Origin of the sequence: Croceibacterium selenioxidans, assembly GCF_018599195.1 — a bacterium.
Classification (GTDB): Bacteria; Pseudomonadota; Alphaproteobacteria; order Sphingomonadales; family Sphingomonadaceae; genus Croceibacterium_A; species Croceibacterium_A selenioxidans.
The window spans coordinates 428,147-441,360 of record NZ_JAHFVK010000001.1 but is presented as its reverse complement, the minus strand read 5'-3'; the positions used below and the strand labels follow the sequence as shown (position 1 = coordinate 441,360).

The window sequence follows — 13,214 nt, the reverse complement described above, 5'->3', positions numbered from 1 at the left end:
GTGTCGCTCCTACCCAGCGAGCTTCCCTCTGCTATCACGATGTTTCCAACCCCCCAAGGCAGGCCCTAGCCGCTCACCCTTCTCATGCGAAGGGTGAGCGGTTCAAGGTTGTTCAGAACGCCAGCGCCATGGCGCGCTTGACGCCCGGCAGGGTGCGGGCCTTCTCCAGCACGTGGGCCGGAACTTCGCCGTCGACAGACAGCAGCAATACCGCCTCGCCACCGGCTTCGCGACGGCCAAGGTTGAAAGTGCCGATGTTGATGCCGTTTTCACCCAGGAGCGTGCCGATGCGGCCAATGAAGCCCGGAGCGTCCTCGTTGACGATGTACATCATGTGGCCCGCCAGTTCGGCCTCGACCTTGATGCCGAACAGTTCGACAAGGCGCGGCTCGGCGTTGCTGAACAGCGTGCCCGCAACCGAGCGTTCACCCGCATCGGTCTTGACCGAAACGCGCAGCAGCGTGTGGTAATCGCCTTCCTTCTCGGTCCGCACTTCACGCACCTCGATGCCGCGCTCCTTGGCCAGGAACGGGGCGTTGACCATGTTCACCGTGTCCGACTGCTCGCGCAGGAACCCGGCCAGCACGGCGGCAACCATCGGCTTGATATTGAGCTCGTTGGCATGACCTTCGGTGTGGATCGAAACCCGCGGTACCGAGCCGGTGGTCAGCTGGCCGACCAGGCTGCCCAGCTTTTCGGCCAGCGCCATGTAGGGCTTGAGCTTCGGCGCCTCTTCGGCGCTCAGCGAAGGCACGTTGAGCGCGTTGGTGACGCCGCCATTGACCAGGTAGTCGCTGAGCTGCTCGGCGACCTGCAGCGCGACGTTGACCTGCGCTTCGTTAGTCGAGGCGCCGAGGTGCGGGGTCGCCACGAAGTTCGGCGTGCCGAACAGCGCGTGCTCCTTGGCCGGCTCGGTCACGAACACGTCGAGCGCGGCACCGGCGACGTGGCCGGAATCGAGCAAATCCTTGAGCGCTTCCTCGTCGACCAGACCACCGCGAGCGCAGTTGACGATGCGCACGCCCTTCTTGGTCTTGGCGAGGTTCTCGCGGCTGAGGATGTTGCGGGTCTGGTCGGTCAACGGCGTGTGCAGCGTGATGAAGTCGGCACGGGCCAGCAGGTCGTCGAGCTCGACCTTCTCCACGCCCATCTCAACCGCACGCTCGGGCGACAGGAACGGATCGTAGGCAACGACCTTCATGCGCAGGCCATGGGCCCGGTCGGCGACGATCGAGCCAATGTTGCCGGCGCCGATCAGGCCGAGAGTCTTCCCAGTGACTTCGACGCCCATGAAGCCGTTCTTCGGCCACAGGCCCGCCTGGGTCTGGGCATTGGCTTCCGGAAGCTGACGAGCCAGCGCGAACATCAGCGCAATAGCGTGCTCGGCGGTGGTGATCGAGTTGCCGAACGGGGTATTCATCACCACGATGCCCTTGGAGCTGGCATAGGGGATGTCGACGTTGTCGACGCCGATGCCGGCGCGGCCGATCACCTTGAGGTTGGTGGCCGCGTCGATGATTTCCTTGGTCACCTTGGTCGAGCTGCGGATCGCCAGGCCGTCGTACTGGCCGATGATTTCCTTGAGCTCTTCCGGGGTCTTGCCGGTGATGACGTCCACTTCGCAGCCCCGCTCTTCGAAAATGCGCGCGGCGTTGGGATCCATTTTGTCGGAAATGAGAACTTTGGGCTTCGTCATGAAAGCCTCCTGCAAATAGCAATTGAGTGGTTCGGCGGACCCTCAGGTCCGCCGGAAACGGGTTCAGGCCGCCTTGAGCGAAGCCCAGGCCCAATCGAGCCAGGGACCGAGCGCTTCGATATCCGCCGTGTCGACGGTCGCGCCGCACCAGATGCGCAGGCCCGGAGGGGCGTCGCGGTATCCGGCGATGTCGTAAGCGGCGTCGGCCTTCTCAAGCAGGCCGGCGAAGGCCTTGATGAAATCGGCGTCGGCGCCCTCGACAGTCAGGCAGACCGAGGTCTTGGAACGGGTACCATGGTCGACCGCGAGGTGACCGAGCCAGTCACGCTCCGCCACGATCTTGTCGAGGGCAGCGGCGTTGGCGTTGGATCGAGCCTGAAGGCCCTTGAGGCCGCCGAGACCCTTTGCCCATTCGAGGGCCCAAATCGCGTCTTCGACCGCCAACATCGAGGGAGTGTTGATGGTTTCGCCCTTGAACACGCCTTCAGCGAGCTTGCCCTTCGACATGAGGCGGAACACCTTCGGCAGCGGCCAGGAGGGGGTGTATTCCTCCAGCCGCTGGACGGCGCGCGGGCCGAGGATCAGCACGCCATGGCCACCCTCGCCACCCAGCACCTTCTGCCAGGAGAAGGTGGCGACATCGATCTTGTCCCACGGGATGTCGTAGGCGAACACGGCGCTGGTGGCATCGGCGAAGCTGAGGCCCTGCCGGTCGGCCGGGATCCATTCGGCGTCGGGAACGCGAACGCCGGACGTGGTGCCGTTCCAGGTAAACAGGACGTCATCCGACCAGTCGACCTTGTCGAGGTCGGGGAGTTGGCCGTAATCGGCGCGCATCACGTTCGCTTCGATCTTGAGCTGCTTGACGACATCGGTGACCCAACCTTCACCGAAGCTTTCCCAAGCAAGCGCCGTCACACCGCGAGCGCCGAGCATGGTCCACATGGCCATCTCGAAGGCGCCGGTGTCGGATCCGGGCACGATACCGATGCGGTGCGTATCGGGCAGCTGCAGCACTTCGCGCATCAGGTCGATGCAGTATTGAAGGCGCGACTTGCCGATCTTGGCGCGGTGCGAGCGGCCCAGCGATTCGGTGGCGAGCTTGTCAGGGGAATATCCCGGCGGCTTCGCGCAGGGACCGGAAGAAAAGAACGGACGCGCGGGTTTGCGCGTCGGCAACGTAATCTCAGACATGTAGTCTCTCCTTGCAGAGAGCACGCGCGGCGTTGGGACCGCGTGGCCCGCGGCGGCCCTTAGAGACGAGCATCCTTGGCCGCAAGGACGAAATGGAATATCTTTGCGGCAACCTAGGTAAGGAGGACGCTATGCGCTTCGTTCACCTGGCATTGTCCGCAACAATTGCATTTGCCCTTGCGAGCCCTGCCCACTCAGCCCCCAAGCCTGAAGAGAGCTGGGGTCGCGCGGGCGTCGACTTCGAAACCTATCGTGCCGACTCGGTGGAATGCGCCGAGCTGGCTTATTACGCCGACGTTTCCGACACTGAGCAGGCGAAGGTATTCGTCACGGGTACTCGCCGGCTGGAAACAGCAGACAGAACCTCATCGGATTACCTCGCCCAGGCCAATGCCTATGCGCAGATCAACCACAGCGTCCGCGCTCCCGAACGGATCGAGGAATTGCGCAAGGCCCTGCAATCGATCGTCGACCGATGCCTGATCGAACGCGGCTACGTGAAGTTCAGGCTAACCGAAGCTCAGCGCGAACATCTGGGAATGCTTCGCTCCGGGTCCGACGAGAGGCATCACTACCTCCACTCGCTCGCTTCCAACAGCGCCACCTTGAAAAGCCAGGCCGTTCACAACGGTAAGTCCTGAGGCGCCCGGCGGCGCGTGCGGAGCCTTACGCGCCCTGATCGCGCCCTGAAAGTAGTCTCAGGGGATTCCTTGGGATCGAAGGCCGTGATATCATGGCGTTAGATGGTCAGGACGGGACTTGCCTTGATTTGCGCGGCCTTGGTCGCGGGTTGCTCCGCGGTGCCCGAGGAACGTGGGCGGCAGACCACCGCGAGTTCGAGCAAGCCGCTCGCTCTCCCGGCCCCACGAAGCGCGGAGGCAGGACAATGCCTGTCCCGGCTCGTGCAGATGGGGGCGCACTACACACCGCTGGACGATCAGTATCTAGGCCAGGGCTGCAGTCTGCTGGGCTCGGTCCAACTTAGCAGCCTGGCCTCCGACAGCGCCAACCTGGGGCTGTCGAACATCGGTCCGGTGACTTGTGAAGTCAGCCAGGTGTTCAGCGGTTGGGCTCGCTACGGTGTCGATCGCGCGGCGAGACAAATTCTCGGCTCCCCGGTTCGGACGATCGAAACGATGGGCAGCTATTCATGCCGCAATGTCGCCGGCACGGGGCGGCGCTCAGGTCACGCCACCGGCGCGGCGATCGATGTCTCGGGTTTCGTGCTCGAGGATGGACGGCGGATTACCGTAAAGGGCGGCTGGTTCGGTGGTACCGAGAAGGAACAGCAATTCCTCCGCACCGTGCAGCAAAGCGCGTGCAAACGGTTCGATACGGTGCTGGGGCCCGACTACAATTCCGCCCACAACGACCACCTCCACGTGGAGGGAGTCATTGGGACCAAGGCCTACTGCCGCTGACGATGGGCCTCGCGCAGCGCGCGTGCCGTGGTCCGCTTTGACCGGATGCGTCCGGCAACGACCGCCTGGTCGATCTTGATGTCGTCGTTCGCGTTCGCGGGCAGCGTCGCAGGCAGTTCGAACTGGGCGTCGAGCCACAGGCGGATCGCGTCGGCAATGTGACCCGCGGCAAGCTTGGTCATCATATTCCCACGGTGGATTTCAACCGTGCGCGGGCTGATGTCGAGCAGGCTGCCGATCTCGCGGTTGGACCGCCCCGCGCTCAGCAGCTCGAGCACTTCATGTTCACGACGGCTGAGCATGGCGATCGAACGGCGGGCGAAGACTTCGCGCCGGCGACGTTCGGAGTATTCGCGGGACTCTGCGATGATTCCCGCCAGGCGACGCACGAAGCTGCCCATCTCCAGCGGTAGAGTCAGATAGTCGATAGCACCGGCCTTGATCGCGGAAACGGCCCGCTCGATCTTCGGCTCGTCAGAGGCAACCACCACCGGAAGCCAGATGCCGTGTTCGCCGAACTTCTTGATGAGCGAACCGGTCATGCCCGCCTCACCGTCATCGGCTGCAATGATGATCCCTTCGTTCGGCGGTCTGTCGACCAGTTCCTCGAACTCTGAATAGACTTCCGCATGATGGCCCAACGCGAAAGCGATACGGGCCTGCTCGGCGCGGGAGCGGCTGTCGCCGCCAACGATGTGAAGGGTCGTCCTTTTCATGGACAACACGATGCCGCCGACAACGCACTCGTGCATCAGGAGGCCCATCGGTTTCGGTGTGAATCCCTATGGTTACGAAGGGATATACGGCTTATCCCCTAGGTAAATATACCTCCATTCTGGATGAGATTACCGGAGTTATCCCCAATATTTTCAACAATATACGTAAAACTACTTAGTTTTCGCGGCTGGCGCGTTCTGGTAAAAAGTGTAGTCCGGAAGCACATGGAATGCGCTCCGCAGCGCTTCGCCCCAGCCCGATGATATCGAGTCAAAATACGGATCGCCGTACTCGATCCGGCGCTCGTGCAGCGGTTTGAACTCATCTCGTTTGACGACCAGCAGATCGAATGGAAGTCCCACCGAAAGGTTCGCCTTGAGCGTTGAGTCAAAGCTGAGGAACAGCAGCTTGACCGCGTCCTCGAAGCTCATGTCCTTGTCGTAACCGCGGACCAGGATCGGGCGACCGTACTTGGTCTCTCCGATCTGGAAGAAGGGCGTGTCGAAGCTGGCTTCGATGAAGTTTCCTTCCGGATAGATCATGAACAGCCGTGGCTCCATGCCCTTGATCTGCCCGGCCACGATGATGGAGGCCGTGAAGCGCCCCATGCCCTGCATGCCGTTTTCGTCCTGAATCTCGCGCACGGTCTCTCGCAGGAGCTTTCCGATTTCGGCGGCGACCTGGAACATGGTTGGCAGTTCGAGCAAGGAGTTCTGCCTGTCGTCCGGCGCTTTCGATCGCTCTTCGAGCTTGCTGATGACCGCTTGGGTCGTCGCGAGATTGCCGGCCGTCATCATCGCGATCAGCCGCTCGCCCGGTTTCGTCCAATGGAACATCTTGCGAAAGACCGAGATGTTGTCGACGCCCGAATTGGTACGGGTATCGCTCATCAGGACGAGACCGTCGTCGAGCTTCATCCCTACGCAATACGTCATGTCCTGCCCCTGTTGCTGCCCTGTCGAGTGGCCCGAGTTGCGCGGCCGATCGGCCGCCGCCCTCTGTTACTGTTGTACGGTCTGCTGTTCCACTGCCAGTGCGACAAACAGGTCCGCGGTCACGGCGCCATAGTTTATGCCAGAGATGGGAGCCGCATCGGCATAATCGCGTCCGGTGGCAAGGCGGACATAGCGCGGATCGGGGCTGATACCGTTGGAAACGTCGAAGCCAACCCAGCCGAGGCCATCGAGCCAGGCTTCCGCCCACGCATGGGTCGCTTCCTGCTCCACGCGGTCGTTCATCATCAGGTAGCCGCTGACATAACGCGCGGGAACTTCGAGGCATCGCGCTGCGGCGATGAATATCTGCGCGTGATCCTGGCACACCCCATGGCCCGCGGCCACTGCGTCCTCGGCGGTGGTATCAACCATCGTGTGACCGGTATCGTAGATTACACGCTCGCGGATGGCGGCGGAAAGATTGTGCAACGTCGCCACAACGCCATCGTCGCTGTGCCCCACGGAGGCCACGAGCTGCTTGATGCGCGGACCGGGTTGAGTGAGCTTCGTATGGCCGAGAAAGGCCCATAAGGGCAGATGGCCCGCGTGCTGTCCAAGGACACCGGCCCGATCTTCGGTAACGACGGTACCCCGACAGGAGATGACGACTTCCGTTGCCCCCTCGATCACCGACACCAGCGTCACGTGATTGAAATTCTGATCGTCGTAACTCAGCTCTTCGCGCGCGCCTTCGTATTCCATCGTCCAGTCGAGAACGGTCTGCCCCTGCGTTCCCTTGGGGATGAGCCGCAGCCGCTGGAGCCCGTAGGCAACCGGCTCCGCGAAGCGGTACCGTGTCGTATGGCGAATGGCGAGGCGCATGGCTGTCAGTCCCGACCTCAGGCGGTGAAACGATATTGCTCGGCAATCGCCGTAGCGACCGAACGGTTGCGAAGGATGAACTGCAGCAGGAACTCGTGCAGCCCCTGGTCGAAGATCTCTTCGATGGTCTTGCCCGTCAGCTGCTGATCGACTTGCCGCATCAGCGCGTCGGCCGGCCCCTCGTGACCGTGCAGCCGCGCCAACGCCCCGAGATTCTCGCGCATTGTCGCATAGGAAAACGCCAGGCTGCGCGGAAAACGGTCGTCGAGCACGACGAACTGGGCGATCGAGCGCGCATCCATCCGCCCCGCGTTAAGCCAGCGATAAGCGCGCTCTCCGGACAGGGACCGCAGCACATTGTCCCACTGCGCGGTGTCGAGGACTGTACCGACGTAGGAGAGCGACGGCAGCAACAGGTAATACTTCACGTCGAGAATACGCGCCGTGTTGTCCGCCCGCTCGAGGAAGGTGCCGGCGCGGGCGAAGTAGTAAGTCTCGTTACGCATCATCGAGCCATGCGTCGCGCCTCTTGCCAGGGTGGACTCGCGACGGACCGCCGCCAAGGCGTGCCCCAACCCGGATTCGCGCACCGGACGAGCGAGCATATCGCGCAGCGTCATCCAGCCTTCATTGACCGCTTCCCACACCTCCAGCGTAATCGCCGACCGGCAAGTCCGGGCATTGACCCTCGCCCTCTCGAACATCGAGAGAACGTTTTCGGGATTGGCCTTCGAACGCAGCACGAAGTCGCTGACGTGCGCGCCCGAGAAGTCACTGAAGCTTGCCTCGTAGCTCTGCAGCAGCCCCAGCGTGTGGAGAACCGAACGCCATTCTTCGGTCTCGGCATCGGGGCCCCGGGTGAGCGCCATCCGATGGCCCGCCGCAAGCAGGCGGGCGGTGTTCTCCGCCCGCTCCAGATAACGGTACATCCAGAAGATGCCGTTGGCGACGCGCCCTAGCATTGTGTGTCCTTGCAGGTGGGTCGCTCGGCCATCAGTCGTCCAGCACCCAGCTGTCTTTGGTTCCGCCGCCCTGGCTCGAATTGACCACCAGCGAGCCCTTCTTCAGCGCCACCCGGGTCAACCCGCCGGGCGTAATCTCGACGCCGTCGGGCGAGACGAGCACGAACGGCCGCAAGTCGACGTGCCGTGGGGCCAGGCCGCGCTGCGTGAGGATCGGGCAGGTCGATAGCGCCAGCGTCGGCTGAGCGATGTAGTTCGCAGGATTGGCCTCCAGCTTAGCGCGGAACTCGACCAGTTCGCGCTTGCTCGCCGCGGGGCCGATCAACATGCCATAGCCTCCCGAGCCATGGACTTCCTTCACCACCAGTTCCGTCAAATGGTCGAGCACGTACTTGAGGCTGTCGGCATCGGCACAACGCCAGGTCTGCACATTGGGAAGGATCGGCTTCTCGCCAGTATAGAACTCGACAATTTCCGGCATGAACGAATAGATCGCCTTGTCATCGCCGATCCCCGTTCCCGGCGCGTTGGCAATCGTGACGCGGCCCGCGCGATAGACGTCCATGATCCCCGGCACGCCCAACACGCTTGTCGGATTGAAGGTCAGCGGATCCAGGAAGTCGTCGTCGACCCTACGGTAAAGCACGTCGATCGGATGATAACCTCGCGTCGTGCGCATCTGGACCCGGCCGTCGAACACCCTGAGATCGGACCCCTCGACAAGCTCGGCGCCCATCTGGTCGGCCAGGAACGCGTGCTCGAAGTAGGCTGAGTTGTAGATGCCGGGGGTAAGGACCGCGATGGTGGGGTTGTCGGATAAACCGGCTGGAGCGCAAGCAGCCAGGCTCTTGCCGAGGCGCCTGGGATAGTTGGAAACGGGTTGCACTTTCACCCGGGCAAACAGCTCGGGGAACATCGCCATCATCGTTTCGCGGTTTTCGAGCATGTAGCTGACACCCGAGGGGGTGCGGGCGTTGTCCTCGAGAACCAGGAATTCGTCCGGACCGGTGCGGACCAGGTCGATACCGACGATGTGGGTATAGACCCCGCCCGGAGGCGTAAATCCGACCATCTGCGGCAGCCAGGCGCTGTTGTGGCGGAATAGACGCTCTGGCAGACGGCCCGAACGGATGATCTCCTGCCGATGGTAGAGATCGTGCATGAACGCGTTGAGCGCCCGCACCCTTTGCTCGATCCCACGCGACAGCCGGCGCCATTCGCTGCCCGTCAGGATCCGAGGCACGATGTCGAATGGGATCAGCCGCTCTTCGGCGTCATCCTCGCCATAGACGTTGAAGGTTATGCCGGTGCGGCGGAAGAAGCTTTCGGCTTCGAAACCCTTGCGGCGCATCCACGCCTGGTCCTGCTCCGACAGCCACTGCTGATAATCACGGTAGGCGTGGCGCACGGCCCCGTCGGGCGCCTGCATTTCGTCGAACTGATCTGAACTCGTCGCGTTCATGCTTGCCTTGTTTTGCAGTGCAACATGGCACGCTTCGGCGTCGCCGCCAAGAGTAGTTTTCGGCTACAAAATCAGGCTCGTTCGAGCTCCCTTGCGACCGCCTCGATGGCTTCGGCCGAGTTAGCAAATCCCAGGTGCGTGCAACGTAGGGCTATCGCCCGATCACGTTCGCCCGCGCGACCGCAGGAACTGCGCGGTGAGACGATCCCGTCACGCGGGCTCCACAGCGCCACGGTCTCCACCGGCGGCTTGGCAGCCATGTCCGCCGCAACCGGCGGTTGCTCCACCGAATGTCCGGTAACGAGGTGATAAATACGCCAGGCATTGTTCGCATAGGGCGTACCTGAGAACGGGGAGCCCATGGTGATGACCTTGGCCACGAGGTCCGGATTGCGCTTGGCGATTTCGCGCGCGAACACACCGCCCAAGCTCCAGCCGACGAGTACGACGTCCTGACCATAGCGCCCGTGAATCTGCTTCAGCCGCTTTTCGAGCAGCGCGAAATTCTCTTCCGTTGGACCGAGGTTGAAACCCAGACCCCAGCGCTTGACCTTATGGCCTGCCCTTTCGAGCTGTTCTGCCATGTAGCGCATGCGGAACGGGTGCGTGCCGAAACCCGGCAGCAGCATCACCACGCGCGGATTGGCGCTGCGGGGCAGTTCGAACGGTGCGCGAAAGCGGCGGCGCAGCGGTTCCAACGGAGAGAGCATTTCGCCCAGGAGGTATGGCAGGGCAGGCCCATGCACATTCTCCGGAGCCTTCTCGCGCGCCAGCGCCACGCGCCGCGTGAGGGCATCGCGAATGACGGCTGCCTCGGGGATCTGTCGGCGAAGAGTTGCAGCGTTGGTTGCCATGGGTGTCACTGTAATCAAGCTGACTGATTGCAGCATGAACGTCACAGACAGGCAAGGTTCCCGCTACCGGCGTCTCGAAGCCGTAATGTGGAACTCGCGCGCCCTACGAAAGCGCGCGGGAGTCACCTGCAAGCGGTCCGCCGTTGGTTGAAAGCCAGCGCCTAGCGCGCTGGCCCTTTCAGAAACGGCTCAGGCACACTCCCCGATACGGTTGGAGTTGACCCGCATCTTCATGTTCACCGCGCCCACATTCGGCAGCTCCTGGTTCATGTCCATCGTCATGGTGGAGCTTTCGGCGGTCATCTCACCCTGCATCTTGACGCTGTTCGTGGTCCCGCCCTGACCGGCGCATTGCATCTCCGCGACGACTTCGTTGCCCGAGACGTTGAACTTCTTCACCTCGCAATCGCTTTCAGCCAGGTTCTTGACCATCTGCTCGGGCCCGTTCTTCGCCGCGTCTTCCTCGGTCATGCAAAACGTGTTGCCCTGGGCAAGCCCACCGGCGAAGACCTGCTGCATTTGCTGCTTGGCCGAATCCGGCATTCCGGGCGCGTCGAATTCCAACAGCTCGAGCGTGGTCTTGTATTGGCCGGGACGCGGCGTCACCAGATCGCCGGCCTCGTCAGCCACCTGCTCCGGGGACAATCCCTCGCCTTTGGTATCGTCGTTGCTTCCGCAGGCCGCCAGCAGGATGGCCGCAACCAGCGGCAGTGTGTGGATCGCACGCATCGAGATCTCCCCTTGTTACCGGAGCATCCGGCCCTCGACCAGCACGCTAACAGCCTCTGCCTTTGCTGCCAACGATTGCGATGGCGCCTCCCGTGTTCCATATTCGTACACATGGCCGAGCTCGTAATCCGTCGCGGGCTGGAGGAACCGGATACGTCCGGGTCCTTCACCCCGCACAAACCGCAGCGTCCCGAGAAAGCTCTCGGCGGGCGCAAGTTCACGCTGGTCTCCGACTATCAGCCCGCCGGCGACCAACCGACGGCAATCCGGGAGCTGGTCGACTCTGCACAGGAGGGAGAGGCCACGCAGGTCCTGCTCGGCGTTACCGGCAGCGGCAAGACTTTCACCATGGCCAAGGTGATCGAGGAACTGCAGCGCCCCGCGCTGGTACTAGCGCCGAACAAAATCCTCGCCGCGCAGCTCTACGGCGAGTTCAAGAGCTTCTTCCCGGAAAACGCGGTCGAGTACTTCGTCAGCTACTACGACTATTACCAGCCCGAAGCCTACGTGCCCCGGTCCGACACCTACATCGAGAAGGAAAGCTCGGTGAACGAGGCGATCGACCGGATGCGCCACTCGGCCACTCGCGCGCTGCTCGAGCGGGACGATGTCATCATCGTCGCTTCGGTTTCTTGCCTCTACGGTATCGGCAGCCTCGAGACCTATTCGGCGATGACCTTCGACCTCAAGAAGGGCCAATCCGTCGACCAGCGCGAGATCATCAGGAAGCTGGTAGCGCTGCAGTACAAGCGCAACGACACCGCCTTCGCCCGCGGCAACTTCCGGGTGCGCGGTGACAGCCTGGAAATCTTTCCGAGCCACTACGAAGACACGGCCTGGCGAGTGTCGTTCTTCGGCGACGATATCGAAGAGATTAGCGAGTTCGACCCACTGACCGGCCAGAAAGGCGCGAGCCTCGACGCGGTGGCGGTGTTCGCCAACTCCCACCACGTCACTCCTGGCCCGACCATGAAGCAGGCGATGGAAGCGATCCGCTTCGAACTCGCCGAGCGCCTGAAGGAACTCCATGCGGAGGGCCGGCTGCTGGAAGCCCAGCGGCTGGAACAACGCACCATGTTCGATCTCGAGATGATTGCCGCCACCGGCTCGTGCGCAGGGATCGAGAACTACAGTCGCTTCCTCACCGGGCGCCTTCCTGGCGAACCTCCCCCGACGCTGTTCGAATATCTGCCGGAGAACGCCCTGCTCTTTGTCGACGAAAGTCACCAGACGATCCCGCAGATAGGCGCCATGGCACGGGGCGATCATCGCCGTAAGCTGACCTTGGCCGAATACGGTTTTCGCCTCCCGAGCTGCATCGACAACCGGCCGCTGCGTTTCAATGAGTGGGATGCCATGCGCCCGCAGACTTTCGCGGTCTCGGCGACGCCCGGCGGCTGGGAGATGGAGCAGACCGGTGGTGTCTTTGCCGAACAGATCATCCGCCCGACGGGCCTGATCGACCCGCCAGTCGAGATACGCCCGGTCGAGGACCAGGTGCAGGACTGCATCACCGAATGCCGCCTGACCGCGCAGAAGGGCTACCGCACGCTCGTCACGACGCTGACCAAGCGTATGGCGGAGGACCTGACCGAGTTCATGCACGAGGCGGGGCTGCGGGTTCGCTACATGCACTCGGACGTCGAGACCCTGGAACGCATCGAGCTGATCCGCGACTTGCGGCTCGGGGTCTATGACGTGCTCGTCGGCATCAACCTGCTGCGCGAGGGACTCGATATTCCCGAGTGCGGGCTCGTTTGCATCCTCGACGCCGACAAGGAAGGGTTCCTGCGCTCCGAGACCAGCCTGATCCAGACGATCGGCCGCGCCGCGCGAAACGTTGACAGCAAAGTGATCCTCTACGCCGACCGCATCACCGGTAGCATGGAACGCGCCATGGCCGAGACCGATCGCCGGCGCGAGAGGCAGGAAGCCTACAACGCCGAGCACGGCATCACTCCGACGACGATCAAGCGCGGCATCGCCGACATCGTGGCCAATGTCGCCAGCCGCGACAGCGTCCTCATCGAGACTGGAGACGACGAGCGTAACAACCTCGTCGGCCACAACCTGCGAGCCTACATCGAGGATCTGGAAAAGCGCATGCGCGCCGCCGCCGCCGATCTTGAATTCGAGGAGGCCGGACGCCTGCGCGACGAGATCAGGCGCCTGGAGAACGAGGAACTCGGCCTGCCGGACGACCAGAAGAAGGCGCCGGTCGTGGGACGCAGCAACGAGGGCAAGCCCGGCACGCGCAAGATGCGTTACGGCAAGACCCAGCGGAAGTGGGGGCGGTAACGGCTCGCCTCTCGATTGAAACGTTTGAGGATAGCCCGGCTGCTAATTCTTGAAACCGGAAGGC

12 protein-coding genes are annotated in these 13,214 nt (G+C 62.8%); 3 read left to right on the top strand and 9 right to left on the bottom strand.

The window, feature by feature from the left end; all coding sequences use genetic code 11:
- Nucleotides 1–112: 112 nt before the first annotated feature.
- Nucleotides 113–1,696, bottom strand: coding sequence for a phosphoglycerate dehydrogenase (gene serA, locus KK137_RS02105; RefSeq protein ID WP_214534397.1), 1,584 nt, complete (start codon nucleotides 1,694–1,696; stop codon nucleotides 113–115).
- A gap of 63 nt (nucleotides 1,697–1,759) precedes the next feature.
- Nucleotides 1,760–2,890 carry a phosphoserine transaminase gene (locus KK137_RS02100; RefSeq protein WP_214534396.1) on the bottom strand — a complete coding sequence of 377 codons (1,131 nt, stop codon included), beginning with the start codon at nucleotides 2,888–2,890 and terminating at the stop codon, nucleotides 1,760–1,762.
- A 131-nt stretch (nucleotides 2,891–3,021) separates the two neighbouring features.
- Between KK137_RS02100 and KK137_RS02095 the strand changes: the two genes are divergently transcribed.
- Both KK137_RS02095 and KK137_RS02090 read left to right on the top strand, forming a co-directional pair.
- A complete protein-coding gene (locus KK137_RS02095; RefSeq protein ID WP_214534395.1) occupies nucleotides 3,022–3,531 on the top strand; it encodes a hypothetical protein in 510 nt (169 codons plus the stop codon).
- Between the two features lie 159 nt (nucleotides 3,532–3,690).
- Nucleotides 3,691–4,311 (top strand): extensin family protein, encoded by a 621-nt coding sequence (locus KK137_RS02090; RefSeq protein WP_338027934.1) that lies wholly within the window; start codon nucleotides 3,691–3,693, stop codon nucleotides 4,309–4,311.
- On the opposite strand, the gene KK137_RS02085 is transcribed toward KK137_RS02090, so the two are convergent.
- The 7 genes from KK137_RS02085 to KK137_RS02055 form a co-directional block, all read right to left on the bottom strand.
- Nucleotides 4,299–5,027 (bottom strand): response regulator transcription factor, encoded by a 729-nt coding sequence (locus KK137_RS02085; RefSeq protein ID WP_214534393.1) that lies wholly within the window; start codon nucleotides 5,025–5,027, stop codon nucleotides 4,299–4,301. The genes KK137_RS02090 and KK137_RS02085 overlap by 13 nt on opposite strands.
- Nucleotides 5,028–5,198: 171 nt before the next feature.
- Nucleotides 5,199–5,963, bottom strand: coding sequence for a proteasome-type protease (locus tag KK137_RS02080; protein WP_214534392.1), 765 nt, complete (start codon nucleotides 5,961–5,963; stop codon nucleotides 5,199–5,201).
- A gap of 66 nt (nucleotides 5,964–6,029) precedes the next feature.
- Nucleotides 6,030–6,845, bottom strand: coding sequence for a transglutaminase family protein (locus KK137_RS02075; protein ID WP_214534391.1), 816 nt, complete (start codon nucleotides 6,843–6,845; stop codon nucleotides 6,030–6,032).
- Between the two features lie 17 nt (nucleotides 6,846–6,862).
- Nucleotides 6,863–7,807: an alpha-E domain-containing protein gene (locus tag KK137_RS02070; protein ID WP_214534390.1), complete on the bottom strand. Its 945-nt coding sequence runs from the start codon at nucleotides 7,805–7,807 to the stop codon at nucleotides 6,863–6,865.
- A 31-nt stretch (nucleotides 7,808–7,838) separates the two neighbouring features.
- A complete protein-coding gene (locus tag KK137_RS02065; protein WP_214534389.1) occupies nucleotides 7,839–9,269 on the bottom strand; it encodes a circularly permuted type 2 ATP-grasp protein in 1,431 nt (476 codons plus the stop codon).
- Between the two features lie 71 nt (nucleotides 9,270–9,340).
- The gene (locus KK137_RS02060) at nucleotides 9,341–10,123 is read right to left on the bottom strand and encodes an esterase/lipase family protein (RefSeq protein ID WP_250893552.1); all 783 of its coding nucleotides are present in this window, start codon (nucleotides 10,121–10,123) and stop codon (nucleotides 9,341–9,343) included.
- A 189-nt stretch (nucleotides 10,124–10,312) separates the two neighbouring features.
- A complete protein-coding gene (locus tag KK137_RS02055) occupies nucleotides 10,313–10,852 on the bottom strand; it encodes a DUF3617 domain-containing protein (RefSeq protein ID WP_214534388.1) in 540 nt (179 codons plus the stop codon).
- Nucleotides 10,853–10,963: 111 nt separating this feature from the next.
- Here KK137_RS02055 and uvrB point away from each other — a divergent pair, with 111 nt between their 5' ends.
- Complete coding sequence (gene uvrB / locus KK137_RS02050; RefSeq protein WP_214534387.1) at nucleotides 10,964–13,150, top strand: excinuclease ABC subunit UvrB; 2,187 nt, start codon at nucleotides 10,964–10,966, stop codon at nucleotides 13,148–13,150.
- Nucleotides 13,151–13,214: the final 64 nt, after the last annotated feature.

What these genes read in the sequence shown, in the direction of transcription:
- serA (WP_214534397.1), bottom strand. Translation starts at nt 1,696, where the DNA reads ATGACGAAGCCCAAAGTTCTCATTTCCGACAAAATGGATCCCAACGCC.
- KK137_RS02100 (WP_214534396.1), bottom strand. Translation starts at nt 2,890, where the DNA reads ATGTCTGAGATTACGTTGCCGACGCGCAAACCCGCGCGTCCGTTCTTT.
- KK137_RS02095 (WP_214534395.1), top strand. Translation starts at nt 3,022, where the DNA reads ATGCGCTTCGTTCACCTGGCATTGTCCGCAACAATTGCATTTGCCCTT.
- KK137_RS02085 (WP_214534393.1), bottom strand. Translation starts at nt 5,027, where the DNA reads ATGAAAAGGACGACCCTTCACATCGTTGGCGGCGACAGCCGCTCCCGC.
- KK137_RS02080 (WP_214534392.1), bottom strand. Translation starts at nt 5,963, where the DNA reads ATGACGTATTGCGTAGGGATGAAGCTCGACGACGGTCTCGTCCTGATG.
- KK137_RS02075 (WP_214534391.1), bottom strand. Translation starts at nt 6,845, where the DNA reads ATGCGCCTCGCCATTCGCCATACGACACGGTACCGCTTCGCGGAGCCG.
- KK137_RS02070 (WP_214534390.1), bottom strand. Translation starts at nt 7,807, where the DNA reads ATGCTAGGGCGCGTCGCCAACGGCATCTTCTGGATGTACCGTTATCTG.
- KK137_RS02065 (WP_214534389.1), bottom strand. Translation starts at nt 9,269, where the DNA reads ATGAACGCGACGAGTTCAGATCAGTTCGACGAAATGCAGGCGCCCGAC.
- KK137_RS02060 (WP_250893552.1), bottom strand. Translation starts at nt 10,123, where the DNA reads ATGGCAACCAACGCTGCAACTCTTCGCCGACAGATCCCCGAGGCAGCC.
- KK137_RS02055 (WP_214534388.1), bottom strand. Translation starts at nt 10,852, where the DNA reads ATGCGTGCGATCCACACACTGCCGCTGGTTGCGGCCATCCTGCTGGCG.
- uvrB (WP_214534387.1), top strand. Translation starts at nt 10,964, where the DNA reads ATGGCCGAGCTCGTAATCCGTCGCGGGCTGGAGGAACCGGATACGTCC.